This is a genomic window from Kribbella sindirgiensis (genome assembly GCF_004331435.1).
GTDB classification, from domain to species: domain Bacteria; phylum Actinomycetota; class Actinomycetes; order Propionibacteriales; family Kribbellaceae; genus Kribbella; species Kribbella sindirgiensis.
The window spans coordinates 596,427-620,055 of the sequence record NZ_SJKA01000004.1 but is presented as its reverse complement, the minus strand read 5'-3'; the positions used below and the strand labels follow the sequence as shown (position 1 = coordinate 620,055).

Genomic DNA, 23,629 nt, shown 5'->3' with positions numbered 1-23,629 from the left:
CTCATGGATGAAGGCACGCTGAGCCTGCTGATTCTCGGGCTGGCCGTGGTGCTGTTCGTCTGGAACCGGCTGCCCGTCGACGTCGTCGCGGTCCTTGTTGTGCTGGCGCTCTGGGCGACCGGTGTCCTGAGTTTCACCGAGGTACTCGCGGGCTTCGGCGATCCGGTGGTGATCTTCATCGCCGCGTTGTTCGTCGTCAGTGAGGGGATCGACTCCACCGGAGTGACCGCCTGGGCGGGGCAGGCGATCGTCAGGTACGCCGGAACCACCCGAAGCCGCCTGCTGATCGCCGTCACCGCTCTCTGTGCCGTGGTGTCGGCATTGATCACGCTGAACGGAGCCGTCGCGGCGCTGCTGCCCCTGGTGGTCATGCTAGCTGTGCGCATCGGGCAACCGCCCTCGCGGATGCTGATGCCGCTGTCGTTCGCGGGCAGTGCCGGGTCGTTGCTGATGCTCACCGGGACCCCGGTCAACATCATCGTCTCTGACGCGGCGAACGATGCCGGCGCGGGCGCGTTCCCGTTCTTCTCCTTCGCGATCGTCGGCCTGCCGCTCGTCGTCGGCACCATCGCCCTCTCGGTCCTCCTCGGCCCTCGGCTGCTCCCTGCCACCCGGCCGGCCCATCCCGCTGCCGACCTGGCCGTCCACGCCCGCACCCTCGACGTGCACTACGACGTGCGGGGTGGCTTCTACCGGCTGCGAGTGCTCGAGTTCTCGCCGTTGCTCGGGCAGAGCGTCCGCGATGTCGACCTCACGTCGTACCCCGATGTCACGCTCGTCGGCGTCGAGGACGGGCACGGCCGGGCCCGCAAGGACGCCGCTTTCGCCGTCGGCGACGTCCTGGTCGTGACGGGACCGTCCGACCAGATCGACAGCCTGACCGCGGACTCTCTGCTCGCGGTCAGCATGGCGCCGACGCCGGTCGTGGACCTGATGACCCGCGACACCGGGCTCGTCGAGGCCGTGATCCCGCCGCGATCGGCACTCGTCGGCGAGACCGTCTTCCCGGGGATGCATCGCGGGCGCGACCTGGTGATCGTGGCCGTCCAGCGGATGGGGAAGGACCGCGGTCACCGGCACACGCAGCTCGCCGAGGGCGATGCGATCCTCGTACACGGTCCGTGGGCGGTCCTCGACGAGCTCGGCGCGGACCGGGACGTCCTGCTCGTCGACTCTCCCGAACTCGTCCGCCGCCAGGCCGTTCCGTGGGGGCCGAAGGCATCGGTCGCCGTCGCCGTTCTCGTGGGGATGGTCGTGCTGCTCGCGACCGGCGCCGTACCGCCCGCGATGGCCGGTCTGCTGGCGGCGACGGCGATGGTGCTGACCAGGGTGGTCGGTCCGCGGCAGGCGTACCGCGCCGTGTCGTGGCAGATCATCGTCCTGATCGGCAGCCTGATCCCGTTGTCCGGGGCGATCCAGGCCAGTGGCGGCGCGGACCGGATCGCCGACCTGATCATCGACACGGTCGGAACCGGCCGGCCGTACTTGTTGCTGCTGGCACTCTTCCTGCTCACCGCCGCGCTGGGGCAGATGGTCAGCAACACCGCCACCGTGCTGATCGTCGCGCCGATCGCGGTGGCAGCGGCCGAGGGCACCGGTACGTCGGTCAAGCCGGTGCTGATGCTGATCGCGGTCGCCGGCGCGGCCTCGCTGCTGACGCCGATCTCGACCCCCGCGAACATGATGATCATGAGCCCGGCGGGCTACCGGTTCGGGGACTACTGGAAGCTCGGCCTCGTGGTGATGGCGTGGTGGTTGCTGACGGCACTCGTCATCGTCCCGCTGGTCTGGCCGTTCTGAGATGTCCGTAGCCAGGTACGTCTCGACCGGTGGCCTGCCCGACGGATCGACCGTCGCCGACCTGGTCCAGGAGACGTACGAGCGTTTTCGCGGCGTCGGTGACGGCGGCGTCTCGGAGGTGTATCCCGCCTTGGCCGGTGTCGATCCGGATGACTTCGGGGTCTGCGTCGCGACGACCGACGGCCGGTTGTACGAGGCGGGGGACGCGCACCGGCCGTTCACGATCATGAGCGTCGCCAAGCCGTTCGTCTTCGCCCTCATGTGCCAGGCGGTCGGCGTCGACGCCCTCCGCGAACTCGTCGGAGTCAACGCGACCGGCCTGCCCTTCAACTCCGTCCAGGCGGTCGAACAGTCGCCGGCCGGCCGAACCAATCCGATGGTGAACCCGGGCGCGATCGCGACGACCAGCCTCACGCCGGGCAGGTCTCTCGACGACCGCTGGCAGTTCATCGTCGACGGTCTGTCCCGTTTCGCGGGTCGTGAACTCGTTCTGGATCAGGACGTGCTGGCGTCGGCCTTGGCCACGAACCATCGCAACCGTGCGCTCGCGGCGCTCCTGAAGAGTGTCGGCGCTCTCGACGGGGATCCGTCCGAGGCGACCGAGCTCTACACCAGGCAGAGCTGCTTGAGCATCGCCGCCGCGGACCTGGCGGTGATGGGTGCGACGCTGGCCGACGGCGGCGTCTGTCCGGTGACTCAGGAACGGGTGATCGACGCCGATGTCGCTCGGGTGACGCTGGTGGTGATGGCGATCGCGGGCCTGTACGAGACGTCGGGTGACTGGCTGCTCGACGTCGGGGTGCCGGGAAAGAGCGGGATCGGCGGCGGCATCGTGACGGTCTCACCCGGCAAGGGCGGACTGGGAACCTTCGGTCCGCGGCTGGACCGGGCCGGGAACAGCGTGCAGGGCCAGTTGGCGGCACGGTTCCTGGCCCGGCGGCTCGGTCTGGATCTGCTCGCCTCGCAGCCGGTCGCGCCGGCCTCAGGGGGCGGCGAGCGTGAGCGAGGTGGTGGCTGAGGTTCCGGCGCGCACGTACGTCAGCTCGAGGGTGTCGCCGGCCTTGCGGGTCAGTGTCGCGACCACGATCTGTTCGCTGCTGACGGCCGGAGCGCCGTCGACCGCGGTGATCACGTCGCCGGCCTTCAAGCCGGCCTTCGCGCCTGGTCCGGTCGCGGCGAGAACGAAGAGCCCGCTCGGGGCGCCGGACGCCTTGGCGAGTGCCGGTGGGATCTCCTGCAGCTGCAGGCCGGTCGTCGGGTGCCCGGGCTTACCGGTCCGGATGAGCTCGTCGGCGATCGGGTTCGCGAGATCGATCGGGATCGCGAAGCCCAGACCGACGCTCCCGCCGCCGCCGACGCCGGCCTCGTTCGGGACGGTGGCGATCGCGGCGTTGACACCGACCAGTTTTCCGGCGCAGTCGACCAGGGCGCCGCCGCTGTTGCCGGGGTTGATCGCCGCATCGGTCTGGATGGCGCCGATCAGGTGATGGGTGACGCCGTCGCCGGGCACCGGCACGTAGCGGTCGAGCGCGCTGACGATCCCCGACGTGACCGTGCTCGCCAGCCCGAGCGGAGCGCCGAGGGCGACCACCGGCTGCCCGACCTGCAGCCCGGCCGAGGAGCCGAGACCGATCACGGGATACCCCTTCGCCTCGTCGGAGGCCTTCAGCACCGCGAGATCGGTGCTGGGATCGCGGCCGACGAGAACGGCGGCCGCGTTGTGTCCGTCGCTGTACTGGACCGATATCGTGCCGCCGACGCCCGGTGAGACGACGTGGTCGTTGGTCAGGATGTAGCCGCCGTCGCGGAACACCTGCCCCGAGCCGGTACCGCTCTGGACGCCACGGCTCGCCGAGATCGTGACGATCGACGGCAGGATCTGGTTCGCGACCGGGATCGCCGGGCACATCGCCGTACCGGCATCGGCCGGACCCGCGGCCGGCGAGGCGTCCGCCGTACCTCCGCCGCGCCGGACGCTGACCACGATCAGCGCGATCACGAGCGCCGCAACGATCACGCCCTCCGCGATCGCGACGATCAGCAGCCGGGCCGGTCCGGTCCTGGCTGCGGGTTGCGGCGGTCCGCCGTCGGCCTGGGACACATCCCGACAATAGGTACGGCGTCCGCCGGCCAGGTCACCCGATCTGGGCGACCTCGTCCGGCTGTTCTCGCACGGCGGCGGCGCGGTCGAAGTACAGGTAGCCGACGGCGGCCGCGACGAGCGGCATCACGAGGGCGAACAACAGCGACGACACCACGTTGATCAGCGTGGGCTGCAGATCTGTTGCGAGCAGGAGCACGATCCCGGCGATCGGCCCGACGGCGAGACCGAGCCCGACGACGATCGTGAGCCGGCCGGCGGTTCGCCACCAGCGGCCCTTCACCAGGAGCCGGCTGCGTTTCAGCGCCGTAGTCGCGGATACCTGCTCCGCGATCACGGCAGGTAGGGCGAAGGCCCTGCTCACCGCGTAGTACACGGCCAGCGGGATCGTCGCCACGACTACGGTCAGCACGGCGATGACCACGAAGTACCGGACGGCGACCGCGGCCAGTGGCCGAGCGCGCGATCGCACGTCGTGCCAGTTGAACGCGGTCGTCACTGGCACGTTGCGGTCCAGCCGGTCGAGCGTCGAGGTGACCGCGGCGAGCAGTGCGACGTACGTCGCGGCTGTGAGCGCGGTGACGGCGAGAGCGAGTAGTGACGCCCAGAAACCTGTCGCGTTCTCGGTCGGAGCGCCGAGGTCGGCGGGCGCGTCGTGCCGGGCGGCCTGGAGTTCGGCGAGGCCGAGCGTCGCGAGGCTCAGGACGACGAATGCGACGGCGAATCCGCCGAACAGGCCGGGTCTCTGCCGGAACAACTGGAACGCGGCTGCGACAGTCTGGCCCCACGCGCGCCGCGTCCTCGCCGGTAGTGGCGTGCTGGGACTCCAGCGGGTCCGGCTCGCTGCGAGCCAGATCAGGATGACGACCACGGTCAGCAGGAGGCCCAACAACCACGTGCGATCGAGGGTCTCGCGGAGCAGGTTCGATCCGGTGGCAACCGCCGTACAGAAGGCGCCGGTGCTGCTCGGGCCGAGGAGACGGCCGGCCGGTACGGTCGTGCTGTCGTCCCGCCAGGTCGCCTCGGCGTCCTGGACCGGTTGCACCCAGGAGGCCTTCTGATTGGGTCCGGTCGGTCCGTCGAAGAACGACCGCTGCCGCTCACCCCAGCGGCCCTCGAAGGCCAGCCACGGGTACTGCTTCAGATAGTCCGCTCGCGCCATCGGGACGTAGGCGACCTTGGGCCGGAGCTCGATCCCGGGCCGCGTCGTGTCGTCACAGCCGAGGCCCTCGGAGCCGCGGCCGAGATACAGCCGGCGGCCGAACTTGTTGGCGTGCGAGCCGGCCGCCGGGTACACGACCGGATGCGTGCCGTCGACGATCTCGAGCTTCGCGTCACCCCACCGCGCCCGCTCGGCGCCCCCGTGCTGGCTGAACCCGACGGCCGTCGGATCGGTACGCAACGCGGCCGTCGGCGTCGTCGCATCGAAGATCAGCTGCACGGACTCCCAGTCGCCTTCATGCGTGTTGTTGTAGTCGTTGAAGACGTAGAAGAACCAGTACTCCAAGGAGAGCAGGCCCGAGTCCGCGACCACGTGGGCGTACACGGTCGCCGGATGCACGCGGTTGATGCGCGCCGACCATTCGGCGTAGTCGCAGCCGGGGCGCAACGGGTCGCCCGGGAAGTCCAGGAAATGGCCCGGATACGCACGGCCGAGGTCGGTGCCTTCCGGCTGGGTCTTGACCAGGTCGGGCGGTCGCCAGGGCCCGCGGAGGGCGACCTGCTGATCACCGAGGACCGCCTCGACATCGGTCGGCTGGAACTGTTCGCCGTACTCGCAGTTCGCGCCGCCGTCCTGAAGCCTGACGATCGGCGCGTAGCGATCCGCGAGTACGTGAGCAGCCGTGTCTTCCGGCGACTCCGCGGCTGCGACCGGTTCGTGCAGTACGACGAACAGCAACACCGTCAGAGCGAACACCAGCGGTCTCGCGCCCATGTGGAGATCACCTGTTCCAGGTGAGCCGCCGCCACACCAGCACCGTCGCCAGTCCGACGATGACGGGTACGAGCTGGACGGCGACGCGCCAGACGAGCAGTCCCGCCACCAGGTCGGTGGCCTCGATCGCACTGTGGTCGGACACGAAGGCGGCGTACGTCGCGTCCAGGACCCCGGCCCCCATGAGCGGCAGCCCGGTCAGTGGATAGACGACCATGAAGCTGCAGATCATCAGGATCACGGCGGTACTGTCCAGCTGTACGCCGACGAAGCCCACGCACAGCACGAGAACGCCGGCTTCGACGAGGATCAGGATCAGCTGGCTGAGTACGGTGAGCGACCCGCGCTGGCTCATCCGGCCCGCGCTGTGCGACTGGAACGAGACGAGCCGCTCTTCCCAGGCATCCGGTCCGGCGCTGGACGGCCGCGCTCGCTGGAAGAGTCGTCCGAGCAGCCTCCCGATCGTCGCCGCCGTACGTTCCGCGCGGAGCGCGTAGAGCAGACCACCGAGCAGTACGGCGGAACCCGCGCCGAAGATCAGCGCCGACCAGGCGAACGGGCCGTAGAAGTCGCGCGCAGCCCAGAAGATCAGGAAACCGAAAACCGGAGCGGCGAGGCGCGCGACGTAGAACAAGGTCGTGGCGAGGGTCAGGCCCGACGCCGCGTCGGTGGCGTTGATGCCCCACGAGCGCAGCATGGCGAGCCGCAGGACGACATCGCCGGGGGAGGGCGCGATCGTGGCGACAGCCGCCGCCGCGACGTCGCTCACCATCGCCCGCAGGTAGCTGAGGCCCGCGATCAGGAGCGCCAGCGGAGCCGCGAGGACGGACCGCCGGATCACCATGGCGACCAGCAGCACCGCGATCTGCCACCAGCTGAGATGGGTGAGCGCGTAGCCCACTTCGCCCCAGTCCACACCGCGCAGCAATCGCAGGAGCAACCACGCCGTGACGGCGACGAGGACGAGCCGGAGCAGCCGCACCAGGGGCTTCGGGATCTTCCGCCGAGCAGCTCGGTGTGTTGGCAACGACTCGGCCACGGTCCCAGCCTGCTGGTCGCCGCTACGACTCGGCTCCCCCGATCCGGGGGAGCCGGGCCGGCTACCGCGGCAGCAGAGTCGTGCGTGAAAGGGGCCTCCCATGCGTCACTACGTCATCCGGGTCCAGGGAACGTTGTCGCGAGACCTGACCGACGCGTTCCCGTCACTGACGGCGGACTCGGAGCCCGCGCAAACCGTTCTCCACGGCTACCTCGCCGACCAGGCGGCGCTGGCCGGCATCCTGAACCACCTGGACATGCTCGGGATCAGCATCCTCGAAGTCCTGCAGGTCCCGCCGCCGCCGAACGGTCACTGAGTCGTGTGGCCTGTCGCCGGCGCCGTCCTTCCGCAGGCGATGGCGATCGCCCTGAGCCCGGTGCCGATGGTCTGCATCGTGCTGGTCCTGCTGTCCGCACGTCCGGTCCGGGCCGGGCTGTACTTCACCGCCGGATGGATCGGGGCGCTGACGGCCGCCGTCGGCCTCGTCGCCTGGCTCACGGACACGGTCGCCGAGGGCCACGAGGAGAGCACTCGTGACGGCGTCGACGTACTGCAGCTGGCGGTCGGCGTACTGTTCGCTGTCCTCGCCGTCCGCTACTGGCGCAAACGCCCCGACCCCGGAACACCTCCACCGCGCCCCGCCATCGTCGACCGCATCGCCCTGCTGTCCGCGGGCGGTCTGCTTTTGGCTGGGGCCGCTGCAGCGCTGGCAAACCTCAAGAACCTCCCACTAGTCCTGAGCGCCGGCACCTACCTAGGCGGAGCCGCCCTCCCCACCTCTCAACTGATAGCCGCAACGGCCGTCTTCATCGCCACAGCGTCCTTAACGGTCGTAGGCCCATTGCTAGCCGTCGTACTAACCGGCCCAACGCGATCCGCCCGCACCCTCCGAGCCCTGGAGACCTGGCTACTCACCAACCTGAACACCATCACCGTCATCCTCCTGCTGGTGCTGGCCACAGTCCTCATCGGCCAAGGCCTCGACCTCTTCCGCTGATCAGAGGCGCAGGGTGACCGTGCTAGTTGTGCCGTCGCGGTGGGTGACCTGAACCGGCGTTCCGGTGCGGTTGGCGTTCATCAGTTCGCCGCCGGGGAGCCAGAGCGCGAACTGGCCGCCGTTGACGGTTGCGTTGACTTTGCCCCGGGTCGGGCTGGTGTAGGTCACGGCGGTGACGTCTGCGCCAGCAAGGCCTGCAGCGACCGAAACGTCGTGGTCGGAGATCGAACCGGTGCCGAGGCTGGTCGCGGTCAAGGCCCGCGGACCGGGGCGATCCGCGGCCGGTGTCGTTCCGACCGAGCCGATGAAGCTGCGGAACAGGTGCCGCGAATCGTCGGTGATGCAGAGTGCGCTGAACCCGTTCTGGTCGGCGAGTACGACGAGCGTCCACGTGCCACGGCGTTCCGCGATCGCGGTGGTGGCTTTGGCGAGTTGATCGCGGTACTCGCGGCCCGCCGACCGCTGATGATCGCGGCAGGAGTCGGCGGCGTCGGCGCCTTGACTGGTGGACATGCCGGTCGGGGTCGCGGTCCACGTCGCGAAGGCGCGATCGCCTCCCAGCGCTGACGGCAGTACGAGTACGCCGACAGCCGCTGCGGCGACCAGGCCTGTGGTCACGGCGACTCGCGGTGCCCACCGCCTTCGCGCACGCACCGGCGCGGTCTCGCTCATGAGGATCCGCCGCAGGTCCTTCTGAGCGCGCGGGCTGTGCGCGTCGGCGTCGCTGGTCGCAGGGTCGAGGGTCTTGATGAGTTCGTCGATGCTTGTCATGAGAGGTGCCTTTCGGGAACTTGGGCCGGGCTGTGGTCGAGGAACGCACGCAACGTTCGACGAGCCCGGCTGAGCCGCAAGCGGAACGCAACAGGGGAGATGCCGAGGACAGCCGCGGCTTGTGGCGCGGTGAGGCCGTCGAGCACAGCCAGCGCCAGCGCCTCCTGGTGAACGGCGGACAACCTGTCCCACGCACGAGCGAGATCGATCTGCCTGACCACGAGATCCGTGTCGTCGAGCGGAACAGCCGTCGTCTCCGCAAGCCGAACGGCAAGAGCGGTCCGCCGCCGTACCCCGCGATGAACGTTCAGAATCACATTCCGCGCGATCCCGAACAACCAGGCCCGCGCATCCGTCAGCTCCGCCGGCACATCATCAGTCCGCCGCCACGCAACCAGAAACGCCTCAGCAACAACATCCTCAGCCTGCGCCCCCACCACCCGACGCTGCGCGAACCGAACCAGGTCGCGGTACGTCGCCTCGAACAACGCGACGAACCGCGCCTCCCGCCCCGGCGGTGAATGCTCACTCATGCCCCGAACCTGTCCACCACACCCAACACTGTGTCGCGGCCAACCCCGAACAGATCAGAACTAGGTGCCCCCGGCAGGATTCGAACCTGCGACGCACGGTTTAGGAAACCGAGCGACTCCGTAGACACCACCCTCAGCGAGCCTCAAGAGGCATCACCAGTTTGGGCGCCGTCGACTCCAACCAACTGGGTTCGACACCTCTTCGTTCCCCAGCTGTTCCCCGCTGAGCTGGTCGATCGATCCGGCCTGCCGGCGGCAGCTAACTATGCCGCCGCGCCCGGCGGGAACCCGAGAGCGCGCAGCAGTTGCCGTGCGCAGGCGTTCTCAAGAGCCGGGTGCTTGGAACTGTCCGGGCAGAACATCACAGCCACGACACGTACCTTCATCGACAACACTGCCACCGGCGCGAGCGACGGGGTCAACGTCAACCGGGCGAGGTGCCCGACCGCGAGGCCGGCCGCCTTACTCCGCAAAGCGCCCCATCCAGCCGTCCTGCACTCAGCGCGGACATCGTCCCCGATGGTGCCAGGGATGTCCGCCAACTGATCCAGCATCTCGGCTGCCTCCGCGAGCATCTGACACAACCAATGCTTGCGCCCCACACGTCTGTTGCGGGGCTTCTTGTCGAACAGCAGGCCCCAAGCGTTCTCGCTCACCACCTGCTGCACGGCTTCGTAAAGCTGATCAGCGTCACGAGGAGACCGTTGAATGACCTCAGCTAGTACGTCGACAGCAGTGTCGGCGTACTTGCCCGTTGGAACGAATCGCGTGCTCGACCGATAGCTCGCGGCCATGGACCGATACAACGGCGCACCGACCGTTCCGTGACCTCGCGTGTCGCATGAGCATCGGCACCGCGTAGACGTCGATTCCTCGCAAGGCCGACCGTGGGACATGACGCCTCCTGTGTTGGCGTGGCGGACCTTCCATTACGCACAGGGGGGTTGTAACTACGGTAAGTCATTTGCCGCTGCGCCGACGGTCTTGGCGATTCGCCGACACAATCCGCTGTAGGCGGGCTCGGACGTTGACCGGTCGGTGTTAGCATCCGATCTGCAAGGCCAAATGCACGTGCATATGCCAAGGACGTACGGAAGGTTTGGACATGTCCGGTATTTGGCTCATCTTGTTGCTGTTCGCCAGCACAGTCCGGCCGGTCTGTGGCCTCATCGCCTGGCGATGGTGGTTGAACTTCACCCGAGACCTGTTGGACCAGGAGGTGGACGCAGCAGACTTCGCCCGCACAGCGAAGGTGGCCGAATCTTTCCTCCGTCCGTTGGGCGAGACGCTTGGCATGCGTCTAACGGCTCGATGGACCCCGATGCGCAAGGAGGTTGAATCCCCGGAACCGCTTGAATAGCGAGTCCGGACGCCGCACCATCCACAGGGCGACACAGAAGCGGGGCCGTTGGGGCCAGGCGAGTGACTCCAGCGGCCTTTCCTCATGTTTTGGAGGGCGGCAGCCTCTCCCAAACCCGTCGTACCGCCTGCCGGCTAGGTCGCTTGCCAAGCAGTTACCGTGGGTGTACGTCCCGGATTCCGCCGACGCGAGGTGGCCGCGGCTGACATCCTCTTCAACGATCGAGCTGGCCGGGCTTGGTGTCGAAACGAATATGGGAAACTCCGTCGCCGCCGGAAGTATGACGAGATGACCGAATACCTGAAGGTGATTGGTGAAGCGCTGGAGTACGACCCAGCGAATGAGTGGACCCGGGACCACGAGCGCTGCAAGGCGGATGTCGTCGGCATGCCTGCCGCGTTCCCAGCATGCTCCACATTGCCCGATTGGCACCTGCCCGCTCAGTCGGCATCCGACGCATGAGGAGTTCACAGTCAGCATGGCGACTCTGGTGCGTCGGCTTCTGGCGCCGAGTCGAGCACCTGATCATCGGTTTAGGATACCGACGCATTCAGCCGACCTGCTCCCCCCTTCAGGCGTAACCAGTCCTCACTAGTTCGACTGGTTTCCACTCTAGTTGGCTCGCACCAACATCCCCTCGGTCCATAGCGTTCCCACGCAGAACTCATCGGAGAGGGCAACGGGCGTCTTCCGCCGGAAAGCTCGTGTGTCGCGCTGCGCGCCCTTGTCACCGACGAGGGCGAGCGCCGCGCCAGCATGCGGCCGCAGCGATCCCGCACCACGCTCCGGCAGCAGAACTCGTTCTGTTCCCCATAGCGCTGCAACGAGGGAGCATCCGACACTCTGCTGTAGGACGGACCGATCAACGGCGTCCGTGGCTTGCGGGGTCAAGGAGCTGGGCATGAGCATCGCTGCTGAAGGCATCTCGTGGACCGAGATCGTCGGCGAGCTGGGAAGGGTCCATGGTTCGCCATGGGCTGTTCTGGCACTCGCAGCCGCATGGATGGTTTACCGATTGGCGCTGGAGAAGATCCGGGCGACCCTCGCGCTCGAACTGGCTCGTCTCGAGGGTGCCGCGTTTGTGAGCGTCGTCTTCACAGGCGTCGCGGGTTGCGAGATGGAGGAGAGGCCATCAGATGAGCGTACGGATCGGCCGCCGGCTGAGCCGGCCGCGTTGGGAAAGGAGCCTGCGTAATGCCGCGGCGCATCCTCGCCGGTCGGTATGAAGAGGGGGGAATACTCGGGCGGGGTGGCATGGCCGAAGTGCGAGAGGGCATCGACAACCGGCTTCGTCGCACCGTCGCGATCAAGCGGCTGCGGGTCGACCTGGCTAATGATCCGACCCTTCAAGCCAGGTTCCGCCGCGAGGCACAGTCAGCCGCCTCTCTGAACCACCCGTCCATCGTCGCCGTCTACGACACCGGCGAGGAAGCGGACCGGAACGGCATCGGCATCTCAGTTCCGTACATCGTGATGGAGTACGTCGACGGCAGGACTCTTCGGGATGTTCTGCGGGACGGCCCCAAGCTCACGGCCGAGCGAACCCTGGGGATCGTCAGCAGCGTGCTGGAGGCGCTCGACTACAGCCACCGTGCGGGCATCGTGCATCGCGACATCAAGCCCGGCAACGTCATGCTGAACCAGTCCGGGCAGGTCAAGGTGGTGGATTTCGGCATCGCCCGAGCGGCCGCGGACACGTCGACGACGTTGACGCAGACCGCCGCGATCATTGGCACGGCGGCCTACATGTCACCTGAACAGGCCCGCGGTGAGACAGTTGACGCTAGGTCAGACCTCTACTCCACTGGTTGCCTGCTCTACGAAATGCTCACAGGGCGTCCACCGTTCATCGGCGACTCTCTTGCATCTGTGGTGTATCAACACATCAAGGAGGAGCCGCCACCACCCTCCACTCTGGCGTTGGATCTCAACCAAGCTCACGATGCCGTCCTTGCCAGAGCAATGGCCAAGAACGCAGACCGCCGATACCAAACCGCCCGCGCAATGAAATCAGAGGTTGACCTGGTCCGTGCGGGTGCGAGCGTTGTGGCGAGTATGCACAGAGGCCTAGATGGGCCGAGAATTCCTACCGCAGACGAGGTCGAGTCGTGGGATCCGGGTGAACCATGAGCATTCGGCAGCAGAGTGTCAGCAATGCAGCCGACTCGCCGGCCGTGCTCGACTGGGTCGTCACCAGGCACAACCTCCGTGGACAAGCGACCCTTGAGGTTGGCGACATCTGGCTATTCGGCAGACATCCACTATGTACAGTCAGCCTAAGAAGCGAACGCCAGCTCAGCTCACGAGCGTTGATATTGAAACGGACAGAGGGGGTCGTCCGGGTCATCTCGGGGCAGCGAGGTTTGGGCATACTTACGATCGAGAACGAACGCCGCTCGGCTGTCCATTCGCTAGGCCGTAACGCGCCGACGCTTCAGATCGGTCCCGGGGAGTACTCAATCAAGCTGGGTATTCCGGGGGTGCTACTGACCGCAAGTCTTGTCGTCCCCGGCAACGACCCTGTCATGCAGCGGACCGGTCCTCGAAGCGCCCGCGACAGCACGTCGACTTGGACGGTCAGTGCCGTCGCGGCCGGCAGTGAACCGACCTGGATCGACGTGATGGCGTTGACCAATGCCTTCTGGCGTTTCCCTGAACTGACTCCCCGAGATCGCAGGACAGGGAAGGTCGTCAATAGAACCGAGGCCCTGCGACGCGGATGCGCCGTCTGGTGTGGCCGGTCGAGTCTGGCCTGGATTAACGCTCGACTACGAGAGGCCGCGGATGCCGCCGGAATGGCGTTCGCACCCGGGGAGAGCCGGGTCGACGCTCTCACTCGTCATTACGCTCGGCACTTCCCAGTCGAGAAGCTGACTAGACTGCGAGACCAGTTGATGCCATTGATCCATGAGCTCGAGGAGTGACGGCTGGGGTTCTCGGTGTGACCACCCGCCACCGGGACATGACTGCCGTACAGTGCTGTCGCCGACATGGGCGATCACTGACTCGGCTTGTGGCCCAAAGGATTATGAGTGCCACGCCACTCGCCACACCCGCCAACTTCTGTCTGCAGGAGTCCGGCATTCGCCACCTCTGACCAGCTCTGGCAACTCCATTTGACGGCAGTTCATGGCACGAACCATGGCACGAGCACGGCTCCGCACGGCTAGGCCTTGCAGAAGCCCGAGAGCTCGAGCCGATCTGGACCAGCCGTGGGCTAGCTGCCCTCCGGTACTCGCCTCTGCCACTATCAGGGGGTGCTCGGGAGTCCTGCTAGGACGATCCGCCTTTGGGGTAATAACCGGTCCCTGACCTGGCCGCCAGGTCAGACGGGCCGGAGGGCTCGTGCCACTCGTGAGCTGCGGGGCACGACCGCCGGACGAGGCGCACTATTCGTCACGCCTATCCCAATTGAGCTAACAATTCAGCGGCGGTTGGTGGGTCGAGATCCCATTGAAGGCTGACTATGGTGAGACTCTCAAGCGCGGTCCCGGCTTCGGTCGTGACGCCTGCAACCAGGGCTGCTATCTGGGCGGCGAGGGTGTCTTGCTCCTGGCCGTTTGGAGGCCCCTCCTCTAGTTCCGTCTGCACGCGCGTCGCCAAGGAAGCGAGATAGTCGATGATTTCGGCGACGACGATGTCCGGGGCCTCGAGCGTAGTGATCTCGGCGTGCGCGGCTTGGTACCGTGCGGCCTCGTCGTCGGCAAGTTGCTGGTGTACTGGCTGAATGTCCCTCAATCGACCAAGGGCAGCGAGGCCAGATAGGCCTTGCAAGGCTTGATGCGCTTGAATCACGGCATCAGTCAGTGGGGTGAGACACTCGCTGGGAAGGCTAACGGCCCAGGAGTCGAACAATTCGGCCGCTGGCCAGATGCTGGTTATGACTTGGCGGGCCAGGTGGCGAATCGGACGACCACGGAACATGGGCACAAGCAACACGGGGACAGTGTCGGCTGGTCGAGTGCCGGGCGTCATCAGGAGGTCGCTCGCGGCGGCTATCGCTTCCAAGGCCTCGGGCACGCTTGCGGCATGTAGCCCCACCGCGACTTGTATAGGGGGCCACTCGACGGCCTCTGGGTCGAGTAGAGGTTGGGTGAAGACCTGCACTGACAGACCAGCCGCGTGTGCGGAAGCTTGGAATGCGTCGAGTAGATCGGCGGCTCTTGTCTCAGCTGCTGATCGCGCCCGCTGCGCGACTCGCGTCAGCGCCTCGTCATATGGTCCGGACCGGGCTGTCGACACGATCTGTGCCGGCGTCAAGGCCCCCCATGCCAGTTCGGCAAGGATCGCGTGCAGGTCATTCAAGATCCGGTCGAGGTCGGCGAGCTCCGCGGGAGCCGTTCTATCCATCAGCTCCCAACGCTCGCCGCCGAGGACATCCTGAACGCTGCTGCGGAGGGTATCTCCGGTGTATGCGGCTATTGAGGCCCACTCGCGCTCGGCGGAGTGAATCCGTGACGTGAGCTTGTCGCCGACCCCTTGAACGAGACTGTGAAGGTGATCGTTTGAGATCCCATTGATGGCCTGGTCTGCGGGAGTTGCGAACAGATCACTGCGATCCAAAGGGAGGGTTAAGGCGTCGGCCTGCTCGCGGAGATGAGTACGCTGCGCTTCTAACTGGATGGCGTCACGTGGACGTCCTTGAGACACACTCCAGGCGCGGGTCAGGTCTCTCAGGTACTGATGAACCTCGCCGACAAGAGTGTGGGCAACGCTGACCCGCGTCGTCGGGTCGATCGAACCCATGGCCGCGGCTGCGACTTGTGATCGAAGGGTGTTCCAGGCCACCTCTGTCGGCGGATGATCGTTTCGCCGTTGCAGCTTGGACACTGCGCTGGTGTGGTCACCGAATTGCAATGGCACATTTCCAGCCAAGACGGCCTGGACATCGACGCTGCCGCATTGCGGGACGCAGCGCAGCAGGATTCGGCCGAAATCGCGGGTGGACTTGTCGATGTCGGCCTCAGCTCGGTCGGACACATGCATCAGGCGGGCGTAAGCGATCGGCGGATCTACGTGGTCCTTGACAGCGACCTCGACAAGCCACGGTGAATGCGCTCGCAACTTCGCAAACACTGCGTCCTGGCCGCCGGCGTGGTCTACAAATCGATGTGCCAGTGACGCGTGCACAGCCCCGGCAGCGCTGACGAGGTCGCCAAAGATCTGGGCAGGTGCTTGTATCAGCAACTGGCCCAGTGGCGAAGCGTTACCGGTAGGAGAAGCTATGGCGATGCGGTCGAGGCCAGTGCCCGCGAGAACAGCCAGAAATCGGGACGCGGTCGATGCGTCGGGGCTGGACTCGAGCACAGCTGAAATCTCCGCCGACCCAATCTCAGATAGTAACGCGTCACGAAGCGGCGACGAGCCATCAGCGGAAGATCGGATCTCCTCGACAGCTGCGATGATCTCTGTCTTGAAAATCGGCAGCACGTCTGAATCCAGCATCGCCAACTGAAGGGTGATCGGTCGGTCGGCGGGCACCACGCCGTGACGGTCGAGGATTGTCGCCCAGACAACCGCCTGCCTCTGAAAGTCCACCACACGCAGCGCCTGGAGAACGGCCGTCCAAGCGACGGGATTCCGCCTGCGGCCCAGTTCCGCGGCCACGCGGTCGAGGACGATGTCATCCAAGTCGCGCTGCGCGCCGAGTGCACCGCTCACGAAGAGCTGGAGCTGATCGTCGTCGAGTAGGTCGATGACGGCGGACACGCTCTCGGCAAGAGGCGGAGGGGGAGCCGCATGCACGGATCTTGCAAGCGCTGTGGAGCGGAGTTGGTGGAGTCCGGTGAGGCGAGTGCCGCGCACCTGCACCAAGTGCTCCGCGTCAAGACGGCTCAGGGCGACTCGGAACGACGCGTCGTCTGCACCAAGTTGATCTTGGACGGACCGTAGTGGTAGATCCGCTCCCCACTGGTGAGCTACGGACGTTAGAGCTAGGACTTGTAGTTCGAGATCGCGATGCTCGACAACGCGCCGATTGACTTGCTCGCGTATCACGTCACCAAGCCGCCGGCCTCGCGTGAGCAGGTACGTGTACTCAAGCGTTAGGCCTGCGGCGACGTCATAGGACTCGCGCCAATGCGGCGCTGATGTCTGACCAGATGTGAGCAGCGCGGCGTGGATTCGTTCTGCCACGGCCTCATCGAGTGCGACCGTGATCGTTGTGCAACTCGCCAAGGTCCTCAGCGTGAGCAGGTCCTCGGTCCGCGCGGAACCGAGCAGCACCGCGCCCGGGACTACTGCTAGTTCGCGCACCAGCGCGTCCCAGGCCTGGAATGCGCCAACGCCGACGCCATCGACTACGAACCCGATAGGTGTCCGAAGTGAGGGGTTCATAGCCTTCGCGAGACGCACGACCGCCGCGACGTCGCCTTCGTGCAGCCGCCGAATTCGGTACCAGAGGATGTGTCGTGTCGAGTACGCACCCGCCCACATCACTGCCGACTTTCCGACACCAGAAGGCCCGGTGAGCAGGACAGTGGCCCCGCTATCGAGAGCCCTGACCACCTGTCCAGTTAGATCCGGGCGGGGCGAGGGAAGGCCGGCCGCAAGGTGGCCCGGTTGAACCTCCACCCCTTCGTAGAAGCTTGCATCCGATAGAGGCTGGTCAAAGTTGACAGGCTCACACACGCCGTTCGCCAACGCCTCCTCCATGGACGCGCGATCTATGAGGGAAGCCGAAGTCTCGGCAACCCGCTGTATGCGAGTCCGATCCGGGCCCTCGCGAGTCGCCCAGCCTTCGGCCGCGTTGCGGTCAGCGCATCTCGCAATCTCATCTCGCAACGCGAGCACAACGGACTCGGAGGCAGCGGGCAACAACCCAAACTGGTTAGCCACAGCGTCGCGTGTCCGTTCTGCCGCGGCCCGCCATGGCAAGACGAAAAGACTCACGCCGCGGCGAATCGAGAGAATCTGATCTTCAGTTAGCCCCCGCCGGCGCCCCGCCACTTGCACAGCCAGCAAGATCGGATGATCGGACGGCAGGGCATCATCAACCGCCGTCCCCCAATCGTCGAACGATTCTCCATTCACAGGTCGCTCAAGCACCAGAACGGACTGACCGTCTAGGCCAGCCTCTTCCCTCCGTGAGTGCTTCTCACCCATGTCGAGTAGGTGTGTCGCGACCTCCGAAGGCCGAAAATCGCCTATACGCTCCTGTCGCGATTTCACCTGAACGTGCCATGGCGCATTGCCTTCGCAGGACAGATCCTCCCAGCCCTCGGGAATAATGCGGACTATCGCCAGCGCGCCGGCGAGCACCTGGCCGCATAGCCATGCGCCAACTGCGTCCTGGTAGTGAAAGCCGCGACCAGCACGAGCCCCCGCTCGTGTATCGCTCCACAGTGCGGACACATCTGTATGGTCGGCCGCGGGCGAGGGAGGAGGTATGATCCCTGATGCGTCGGAATCCCGGTCGATGGGCAGAATCCGCTGCGCGGCCTTGGCCTCATTCGCCCGCCGAGGCGCTCGCCGCTGAGATGACTTCTTGCGTGCCACCTGATCATCATGCAGTCTACGCGCCTTACGTGGCGCGTCAGCGAGGGTCGCGGGCTTCGAGGCGTCCCCGCGATACCGCGAGCGGCGCCTGCTTGAACCGTAGCGGCAGAGCCGACGAACTCCACACCCCGCGGGACTTGTTCGACCCCGCGCTGGACGGGTCCATGGTTCTCATGTCCCCCTTCGTAGCGACGAGATGAGATTGCTGCCTCCAAATATTCGGCGTAACACCATGCCCGGCTGGCGCGATAGCCAAGTGATGCCGGATTGTGTCGGCCCAGGGGGGATCCATGAGCAATTCCGCTCCGACGGCGCCAGACCCGCAAGAGGTCGAGGCGCTCGCGGCTCTTTATTCCGCAGATCGGGCCGAACTCGTTGGCTTTGAGTCGACCACAACGAATATTCTGGCGATGTCAGTCGCCTACATCGCGGCCACGATCGCGCTCTTGCCTGGAGATTCAGCACATGTCGACGGTTGGGTTCTGTCCTTAGTGCCGCTGCCCGTCGTCCTCTTGAGCAATTACTGGATGACGATCCTGGCCATGCTCGCTTCCAAGGTCATCTCTGCGCGCCGACTCGAGAGACGGCTACACGGTGCACGGACCCACAGTCAGGCAACTCGCACCGGCCTCTCGACCGCCGAGCAAGCTCTGGTCGGCATGGAGGCAGTAGAACCACTCGCCAACCTGAGCCAGAGCAACGGCTTCGCCAAGTCAGTCTTGACTATCCAGTATGTGGGGGCGGGCTTCATTGTCGGCGGCCACATTGTGGTCATGTTGAGCCGCGCATGGACGATCCCGCATGGGCACGCTGCGGTCCTGACTGTCGGCAGTGCATACCTCTTTGTGGGGATCTGTTCTGTTGGTGCGCTCCGGTCCTACGCCAAACACCTCGCCCTACTGCGCGAAGGTCTCGAAGGCCCATCGGCCGTCGCTCGCTGACGACGAGTTGCCCAAGTGGATCTCCATGGGAACGCCGGGTGGCGGCCCGAGGAGCCCGGTGCGATTCCGTTCGACTGCGCCAGGTTGACCGAGCCAACGTCTGACGGCAGCGCTGCCGACTCTGGCATCAGCTGCGGGACTCAACTGCGGCAGTGCGTTCTCTGCGTCCCAGGTAACACCATCGGCGCGTGACCGATAGACAACTTGAGTAGGCGGGCCCAGCCACCTCAACGGAGATCGTGCTGATGGCGTCTGCCATGACGTGCAGCCTAGCGGCCGGGGCTGCCGACGCCACGGTCGGCCGACAGGCTCAGCGCGCCAACCCTATTTCGGAGGATTCTCGATCGCGTAAAGCACGCTTTCGGTCATCGCCAAGTACTCAGCCGCACGATCCAAACTCGTCTCGGTGTCGGTGTGAGCTGCAAGATTCCTAAGGACAGCAAGACCCTCGATCAGCCGCCTCATCGCAGGCGAAAGCAACTGCAAGATCTTGGACCGGAACAGCAGCGCGATACCGAGAGCAGCTAGTGGCCATGCAAGTGCCCGGATCACTGCCGACGCGAATTCCAAGGCTGACACTCTGTCTCCTCCACCCTACGGGCCACAAAGGCAGTCGCGGAACGGGAGCTAAGTTCTGACCCCAGTCTGACCCAACGCCCCTCCTCAACCTGCCTCTCCTGGGTACTGGGGAGCAGGTCACCGCAGGGGGCAGGTGTGGCGTCTGGTCCCTACCTCGGAGGGCGCAAGCTGACGCCATCGGGGTTCAGGAGGTCGAAGCGCCCCTCCAACATCGCGGTCCACATTGGCAACTGCGTTTCGTCCCAGTCGAACTCGTCGTAGATGGGCAAGACAGTCTGCAGGAACCACGCAAGAGCGTCGAGTCTCTTGGTGACTCGTCGAAGGTGATCCCACACGCCTCTGGCGTAGACCAGGTCTTTCGGACCCTGCTCGACCAAGTCGACCTCGCCCCTGACCAGCCGCTTCGTGAGCCACTCAACAGACCGCGGCTCGGTGGCACTGGGCATAGGAATCCACATGTCGTGGACCACGCGATTTCGATCGGCGTTCACTACCTTCGCCGTGTCGAGGATCTCGATCGCTGCGTTAGCAACAGCTGGATCTTCAAAGGGAGCGCTCATGACGATCATGAGCCGAATGTCGTTGATGACCTGATAGGTGCTCGTGATGTTCGCTGTCAAGAGCACCGCGGGACTCGGGGCTACCAGCTGGCGGTAGATGTGCCGTAGGCCGACGTCCATACGAACGTGCTCGCGCGCGACCCGCCCAATTTCCAGTGTGATGCGTTCATACGGGTTCAGCGCGCGTACCCGTTCGCTGTCTTCTGGAAGCACAGGATCCACAGTTCCCCCAAAGGTTGTCCGGGGCCAGCCTGGCTCGGCCCAAGCGCATGTGGCAACCAGCGGCAGTGGGCCGCTCCTACTGACCCCAGTCCGACCCCAACGAGCACACGTCAGCCAGTTGCCCTCAGGAGAGCGCAGCTACGTGAAGCCAAACCTGCGCGTGTGCAGGCTCCTACGGATCCGAGGGTCTACCGGTGGCGAACTCGCGTCCTCAACTCACTAGCTGGCCCCGCCGCGACGACTGTCAGTCCGAGCTGACGAATCGCTCGCACCAGTTGGCCAGCGTGGCGTCGTCATGCCGCTTCGTCCGCGGGTATCGAGCACCGTCTGGGTCAGCTTCCTCGATCTCGCGTACGTGGGCGATCAGGCTTGCAGGCCCGACTTTGTCGAGCAAGTCCAAGTACTCGGGCCAGGCGTAGACGCCCATCTGATCGACTGGTCGAGTCGCTCCGTCCGAGAAGATCGCGAGGCGACGGACCGCGGCGCGCGAGTAGGTGTCGACGATTGCGTGGCAGGCGGCTTCGGGCTCAGCCGCAGCCACCCACCAACCGTCATTCCGGTTGCGGGTCTCCGTCTGCGTACGAACGAGCGAGGCTAGCGCGGACCTATGCTCGGGAGTGTCGAACGTGAGGCCCGAAACGGCGTCAGGCTCGGTGCCGGCGATCTCCTCGATACGGAGATCGCAAGTGACCTGCGGCCCTTCCTTGGTCTCGACCACGACCGTCACGTCCGACAAAGCGAGCGTCTCAACTGTGTGGTCGCCGACTCGCAAGATCCCGACGGCAGCGCACGGCGTACCAGGATCGGTCAGATCGCAGGTGTCGGCGTGAGACTCAGCAACCGCAGCGAGTGCCTCGTGGAGACCGTCGCGTAGCGGAACGTCTGGGCGGCCGGCCAACGCGATGAGCGTTCGGGCTCCGAGTTGCTGGGCATACCAAGCCACCCCGTGCTGGCAACCCCCCATCGGAACGCCGGCACCGTCGACAACGATGGCGAGGTCGGGCGTCGCGACAACGAAGTCCTCGTTCGGGCGACCAGGGGCTGCATCTGTGGCTAGTGAGAACACTCAGTGACCGCCAATCTCTGGTTGAACCGCAGCGAGCATGGCACAGAAACGCTCCACCTCGGGTATGTGAGACCACCGAGCCAGACCGCCCGGCATGCTGCCGCGCAGATCTGACAGAGTACGGGTTGAGCCCGTTGCTATGGCGATGCTGTATGCCTCCTCCGCGGCCACGGTCGCGGCCTCAGGCTGTTCCGCGAGGATGTGCGCGCGGGCAAGCGACCCAAGGTATTGCCCGCGGTCTCGGTGGTAGTCCGGCGGAAGATTCGCGAGGACATCAGTGAAGGCTTCCACCGCATCGCCGGCGCGGCCGAGTTCGAGCGCGCATTTGGCGCGCGCGATCTTCACGTAGAGCGCTGGCTCGCAGTACCGATCAGCTGTGGGGTCTCCGTCGGTGATCTCATCGCCGTACCGCTCCAGGAGCGCATCGGCGGCATCGAAAACGCGGTCGACCTCACTTCCGTCGCCCGAGATCGCGTGGCCGTGCGCCTCGGTGACAGCGGCGATGATGCGTACCCGACCTGTTTCTGGGGACTCGAAGCGCTGTGCCGCCTGGGCGAACCGAGCGGCGTACGCGCCGTTCCGTGCTGTGAGTGCGGCGGCTGCTCGTCGCATCAGCACGAACGAGGTCATCCGTTCATCCTGGCCGCCCTGCGCCCACTCGAGCGCACGAGTCGCCCAGGCCGCCGCGCCGCGGAGGTCTCCTGCGTCATGGTGCAGCCAACCGGTGAACTCGGCGTAGCCGGCGCCGACGCGCAAGAGTCGGTCCAGGACCGTTCCAGACGCCTTCTCCTGCATTTGCTCGATCGTCTCAACGTAGGACCGCATCAACGGCATGAGCGCGCGAGGGCCAAGCAGATTGTCGGCGGTGTATTGGTTGCGGAGGTTCTGCTCAAACCAGGTCAACGTTTCGCTGCTCGGCGCGGTCAAGGACCGTCTGTTGCCGTTCAGCGGCACGATGAGGCCCGACGCGCGACTGATCTCAGAGTCGGGAAGGCTGCGGTTGCGCGGTGTTGATTCGGCCTCCCCCGATGAGGTGCCGGGCATCGGCACATCGCGCTCTTGGTCTTCGATCAGTAACGCGAAGCGGGCACGTTCGTCGGGAGTGGCGGTGGTGAGGATGTGGTCGAGGTCGCGCTGGCTCGCCATGCTCGGAACAAGGTTCGGCTCATGTTCCCATTTGGCGACACCACGCGGAGAGCCACCGATGCGACCCGCGAGTTCTTCAACGGTCAGCCGGAGTGCGACTCGGAGCGCGCTCGCCTTCGCGCCGTTCCAGCTGGCGACCACCGTGACCATCGGCCTCCCCAGTTGCTCAGCGCCGTGCAGTCGAGTGCGGTTCAGTGCGGTCTAGTGCAGGTTACGTTCATGGTCTCACCAGTCACCAACAGTATTCACTGGTTCGCATGAACACAGGAGCAACGGGGAGCGCGGGACGTCAGCTAATCGGGCCGGCTGCCCTCAATGCCCAGACGCTGCTCGACGGCTTCAAGCCGACGGCTCAGGTCGTCAACGATTTCTTGAAGGGCCAGAACGTTGAGTTGACGTGGCTTATCCGTTGCGGCGACAAACACCCCGCGGCCCTGCTGGCTGTACACGAGGCCCTCCGAACGCAGTTGGTCCACTGCCTTCTGGAGAGTCATCAGGGCTACGCCCCACTGCTGGGCCAGCTCTCGACCCGACGGCAGCTTGGTGCCGGCAGGCAGCTCGCCGGTCTCGATCGCTCGCCGTAGGCCGTCGGCCACCTGCGCGTACGGCGGTCGCGGGTCGTCGTTGTCCACCTGCATACCTCAACCCTAGTCGACCTAGGTAGCTAGGTCAGTTCTTCAGCAAACTCTTGTATAACCAAGTGACCTAGGTTAACCTAGGTCAACCTAGGAAACTCTAGTTAAGGAGAGAGCTAGTGAGTGAAGAGATCACGTCGAGTCCGGTGCCGCGGAAGTTCCTCAGCGTCGCCGATGCGGCAGAGGTCCTTGGGCTGTCCGAGATGACTCTCTACCGGGTCATCCAGGCGAAGTCGTTCCCCGCTGTACGCGTCGGTCGTCGGTTGTTCATTCCGAGCCAGGCGCTGGACGACATGGCGGCCGCGGCGATCGCCAGCGGGGGAGTCGTTGACGCGGCCGAGTGGCGGCCTGCGCAGGCCGCGGGATGAGGCCGCAGGTCACGGACCCACACAGCGACGAAGCAGACCGGCCCCGTCAGGGCGCCAACCGATCCGGGGCCGGTTCTC

General features: G+C 65.7%; 20 protein-coding genes, 1 tRNA gene and 1 pseudogene. 9 read left to right on the top strand and 13 right to left on the bottom strand.

Annotation, left to right across the window (positions count from 1 at the left end; all coding sequences use genetic code 11):
* Positions 1–3 precede the first annotated feature (3 nt).
* Entirely contained in the window at positions 4–1,800 is a 1,797-nt protein-coding gene (locus E0H50_RS14740) for an SLC13 family permease (RefSeq protein ID WP_131288368.1), read from the top strand.
* A gap of 1 nt (position 1,801) precedes the next feature.
* Positions 1,802–2,818, top strand: coding sequence for a glutaminase A (gene glsA, locus E0H50_RS14735; RefSeq protein WP_131288365.1), 1,017 nt, complete (start codon positions 1,802–1,804; stop codon positions 2,816–2,818).
* Here the strand turns inward: glsA and E0H50_RS14730 are convergent.
* The 3 genes from E0H50_RS14730 to E0H50_RS14720 are packed head-to-tail and all read right to left on the bottom strand — an operon-like array spanning position 2,783 to position 6,876.
* On the bottom strand, positions 2,783–3,901 hold the full coding sequence (locus E0H50_RS14730; protein ID WP_202868136.1) for a S1C family serine protease: 1,119 nt from the start codon (positions 3,899–3,901) through the stop codon (positions 2,783–2,785). The two genes, glsA and E0H50_RS14730, sit on opposite strands and share 36 nt — an antisense overlap.
* Positions 3,902–3,935: 34 nt before the next feature.
* A complete protein-coding gene (locus tag E0H50_RS14725) occupies positions 3,936–5,837 on the bottom strand; it encodes a hypothetical protein (RefSeq protein WP_131288363.1) in 1,902 nt (633 codons plus the stop codon).
* Between the two features lie 7 nt (positions 5,838–5,844).
* Entirely contained in the window at positions 5,845–6,876 is a 1,032-nt protein-coding gene (locus tag E0H50_RS14720) for a lysylphosphatidylglycerol synthase domain-containing protein (RefSeq protein WP_165547136.1), read from the bottom strand.
* Between the two features lie 100 nt (positions 6,877–6,976).
* Here E0H50_RS14720 and E0H50_RS14715 point away from each other — a divergent pair, with 100 nt between their 5' ends.
* Together E0H50_RS14715 and E0H50_RS14710 are read left to right on the top strand one after the other, a co-directional pair.
* Positions 6,977–7,192 (top strand): hypothetical protein, encoded by a 216-nt coding sequence (locus E0H50_RS14715; protein ID WP_131288358.1) that lies wholly within the window; start codon positions 6,977–6,979, stop codon positions 7,190–7,192.
* A 3-nt stretch (positions 7,193–7,195) separates the two neighbouring features.
* On the top strand, positions 7,196–7,873 hold the full coding sequence (locus E0H50_RS14710; RefSeq protein ID WP_131288355.1) for a GAP family protein: 678 nt from the start codon (positions 7,196–7,198) through the stop codon (positions 7,871–7,873).
* On the opposite strand, the gene E0H50_RS14705 is transcribed toward E0H50_RS14710, so the two are convergent.
* From E0H50_RS14705 to E0H50_RS14695, 4 genes are all read right to left on the bottom strand, one after another.
* Complete coding sequence (locus E0H50_RS14705; protein ID WP_131288352.1) at positions 7,874–8,644, bottom strand: hypothetical protein; 771 nt, start codon at positions 8,642–8,644, stop codon at positions 7,874–7,876. It lies immediately after the preceding gene.
* Complete coding sequence (locus E0H50_RS14700) at positions 8,641–9,177, bottom strand: RNA polymerase sigma factor (protein WP_131288349.1); 537 nt, start codon at positions 9,175–9,177, stop codon at positions 8,641–8,643. Before E0H50_RS14700 ends, E0H50_RS14705 begins: the two co-directional genes overlap by 4 nt.
* Before the next feature lie 65 nt (positions 9,178–9,242).
* A tRNA-Arg gene (locus E0H50_RS42935) sits at positions 9,243–9,329 on the bottom strand.
* A gap of 111 nt (positions 9,330–9,440) precedes the next feature.
* Positions 9,441–9,971, bottom strand: coding sequence for a hypothetical protein (locus E0H50_RS14695; RefSeq protein WP_131288346.1), 531 nt, complete (start codon positions 9,969–9,971; stop codon positions 9,441–9,443).
* Between the two features lie 854 nt (positions 9,972–10,825).
* Between E0H50_RS14695 and E0H50_RS42930 the strand changes: the two genes are divergently transcribed.
* The 3 genes and pseudogenes from E0H50_RS42930 to E0H50_RS14685 all read left to right on the top strand — a co-directional run.
* The gene (locus E0H50_RS42930; RefSeq protein ID WP_165547135.1) at positions 10,826–10,999 is read left to right on the top strand and encodes a hypothetical protein; all 174 of its coding nucleotides are present in this window, start codon (positions 10,826–10,828) and stop codon (positions 10,997–10,999) included.
* Positions 11,000–11,438: 439 nt separating this feature from the next.
* Positions 11,439–11,732: a hypothetical protein gene (locus E0H50_RS14690; RefSeq protein WP_131288343.1), complete on the top strand. Its 294-nt coding sequence runs from the start codon at positions 11,439–11,441 to the stop codon at positions 11,730–11,732.
* Positions 11,732–12,589: pseudogene (locus E0H50_RS14685) on the top strand (protein kinase domain-containing protein); the annotation flags it as partial. The gene E0H50_RS14690 and the pseudogene E0H50_RS14685, both read left to right, overlap by 1 nt.
* 1,350 nt (positions 12,590–13,939) lie before the next feature.
* Here E0H50_RS14685 and E0H50_RS14680 read toward each other — a convergent pair.
* Positions 13,940–18,034, bottom strand: coding sequence for a hypothetical protein (locus E0H50_RS14680; RefSeq protein WP_131288337.1), 4,095 nt, complete (start codon positions 18,032–18,034; stop codon positions 13,940–13,942).
* A 290-nt stretch (positions 18,035–18,324) separates the two neighbouring features.
* Between E0H50_RS14680 and E0H50_RS14675 the strand changes: the two genes are divergently transcribed.
* Positions 18,325–18,975: a hypothetical protein gene (locus E0H50_RS14675; RefSeq protein WP_131288334.1), complete on the top strand. Its 651-nt coding sequence runs from the start codon at positions 18,325–18,327 to the stop codon at positions 18,973–18,975.
* A 324-nt stretch (positions 18,976–19,299) separates the two neighbouring features.
* Here the strand turns inward: E0H50_RS14675 and E0H50_RS14670 are convergent, their stop codons facing one another.
* The 5 genes from E0H50_RS14670 to E0H50_RS14650 form a co-directional block, all read right to left on the bottom strand.
* A complete protein-coding gene (locus E0H50_RS14670; protein WP_131288331.1) occupies positions 19,300–19,554 on the bottom strand; it encodes a hypothetical protein in 255 nt (84 codons plus the stop codon).
* A 149-nt stretch (positions 19,555–19,703) separates the two neighbouring features.
* Entirely contained in the window at positions 19,704–20,327 is a 624-nt protein-coding gene (locus tag E0H50_RS14665) for a hypothetical protein (RefSeq protein ID WP_131288328.1), read from the bottom strand.
* Between the two features lie 253 nt (positions 20,328–20,580).
* Complete coding sequence (locus E0H50_RS14660) at positions 20,581–21,402, bottom strand: integrase (protein ID WP_131288324.1); 822 nt, start codon at positions 21,400–21,402, stop codon at positions 20,581–20,583.
* A complete protein-coding gene (locus tag E0H50_RS14655; protein WP_131288321.1) occupies positions 21,403–22,698 on the bottom strand; it encodes an NsdA family TPR-like regulatory protein in 1,296 nt (431 codons plus the stop codon).
* A 143-nt stretch (positions 22,699–22,841) separates the two neighbouring features.
* Positions 22,842–23,186 carry a GntR family transcriptional regulator gene (locus E0H50_RS14650; protein ID WP_131288318.1) on the bottom strand — a complete coding sequence of 115 codons (345 nt, stop codon included), beginning with the start codon at positions 23,184–23,186 and terminating at the stop codon, positions 22,842–22,844.
* A 116-nt stretch (positions 23,187–23,302) separates the two neighbouring features.
* Between E0H50_RS14650 and E0H50_RS14645 the strand changes: the two genes are divergently transcribed.
* Complete coding sequence (locus tag E0H50_RS14645; protein ID WP_202868135.1) at positions 23,303–23,551, top strand: helix-turn-helix domain-containing protein; 249 nt, start codon at positions 23,303–23,305, stop codon at positions 23,549–23,551.
* Positions 23,552–23,629 lie beyond the last annotated feature (78 nt).

What these genes read in the sequence shown, in the direction of transcription:
- E0H50_RS14740 (WP_131288368.1), top strand. Translation starts at nt 4, where the DNA reads ATGGATGAAGGCACGCTGAGCCTGCTGATTCTCGGGCTGGCCGTGGTG.
- glsA (WP_131288365.1), top strand. Translation starts at nt 1,802, where the DNA reads ATGTCCGTAGCCAGGTACGTCTCGACCGGTGGCCTGCCCGACGGATCG.
- E0H50_RS14725 (WP_131288363.1), bottom strand. Translation starts at nt 5,837, where the DNA reads ATGGGCGCGAGACCGCTGGTGTTCGCTCTGACGGTGTTGCTGTTCGTC.
- E0H50_RS14715 (WP_131288358.1), top strand. Translation starts at nt 6,977, where the DNA reads ATGCGTCACTACGTCATCCGGGTCCAGGGAACGTTGTCGCGAGACCTG.
- E0H50_RS14705 (WP_131288352.1), bottom strand. Translation starts at nt 8,644, where the DNA reads ATGACAAGCATCGACGAACTCATCAAGACCCTCGACCCTGCGACCAGC.
- E0H50_RS14700 (WP_131288349.1), bottom strand. Translation starts at nt 9,177, where the DNA reads ATGAGTGAGCATTCACCGCCGGGGCGGGAGGCGCGGTTCGTCGCGTTG.
- E0H50_RS14695 (WP_131288346.1), bottom strand. Translation starts at nt 9,971, where the DNA reads ATGGCCGCGAGCTATCGGTCGAGCACGCGATTCGTTCCAACGGGCAAG.
- E0H50_RS42930 (WP_165547135.1), top strand. Translation starts at nt 10,826, where the DNA reads ATGACCGAATACCTGAAGGTGATTGGTGAAGCGCTGGAGTACGACCCA.
- E0H50_RS14690 (WP_131288343.1), top strand. Translation starts at nt 11,439, where the DNA reads ATGAGCATCGCTGCTGAAGGCATCTCGTGGACCGAGATCGTCGGCGAG.
- E0H50_RS14675 (WP_131288334.1), top strand. Translation starts at nt 18,325, where the DNA reads ATGAGCAATTCCGCTCCGACGGCGCCAGACCCGCAAGAGGTCGAGGCG.
- E0H50_RS14655 (WP_131288321.1), bottom strand. Translation starts at nt 22,698, where the DNA reads ATGGTCACGGTGGTCGCCAGCTGGAACGGCGCGAAGGCGAGCGCGCTC.
- E0H50_RS14650 (WP_131288318.1), bottom strand. Translation starts at nt 23,186, where the DNA reads ATGCAGGTGGACAACGACGACCCGCGACCGCCGTACGCGCAGGTGGCC.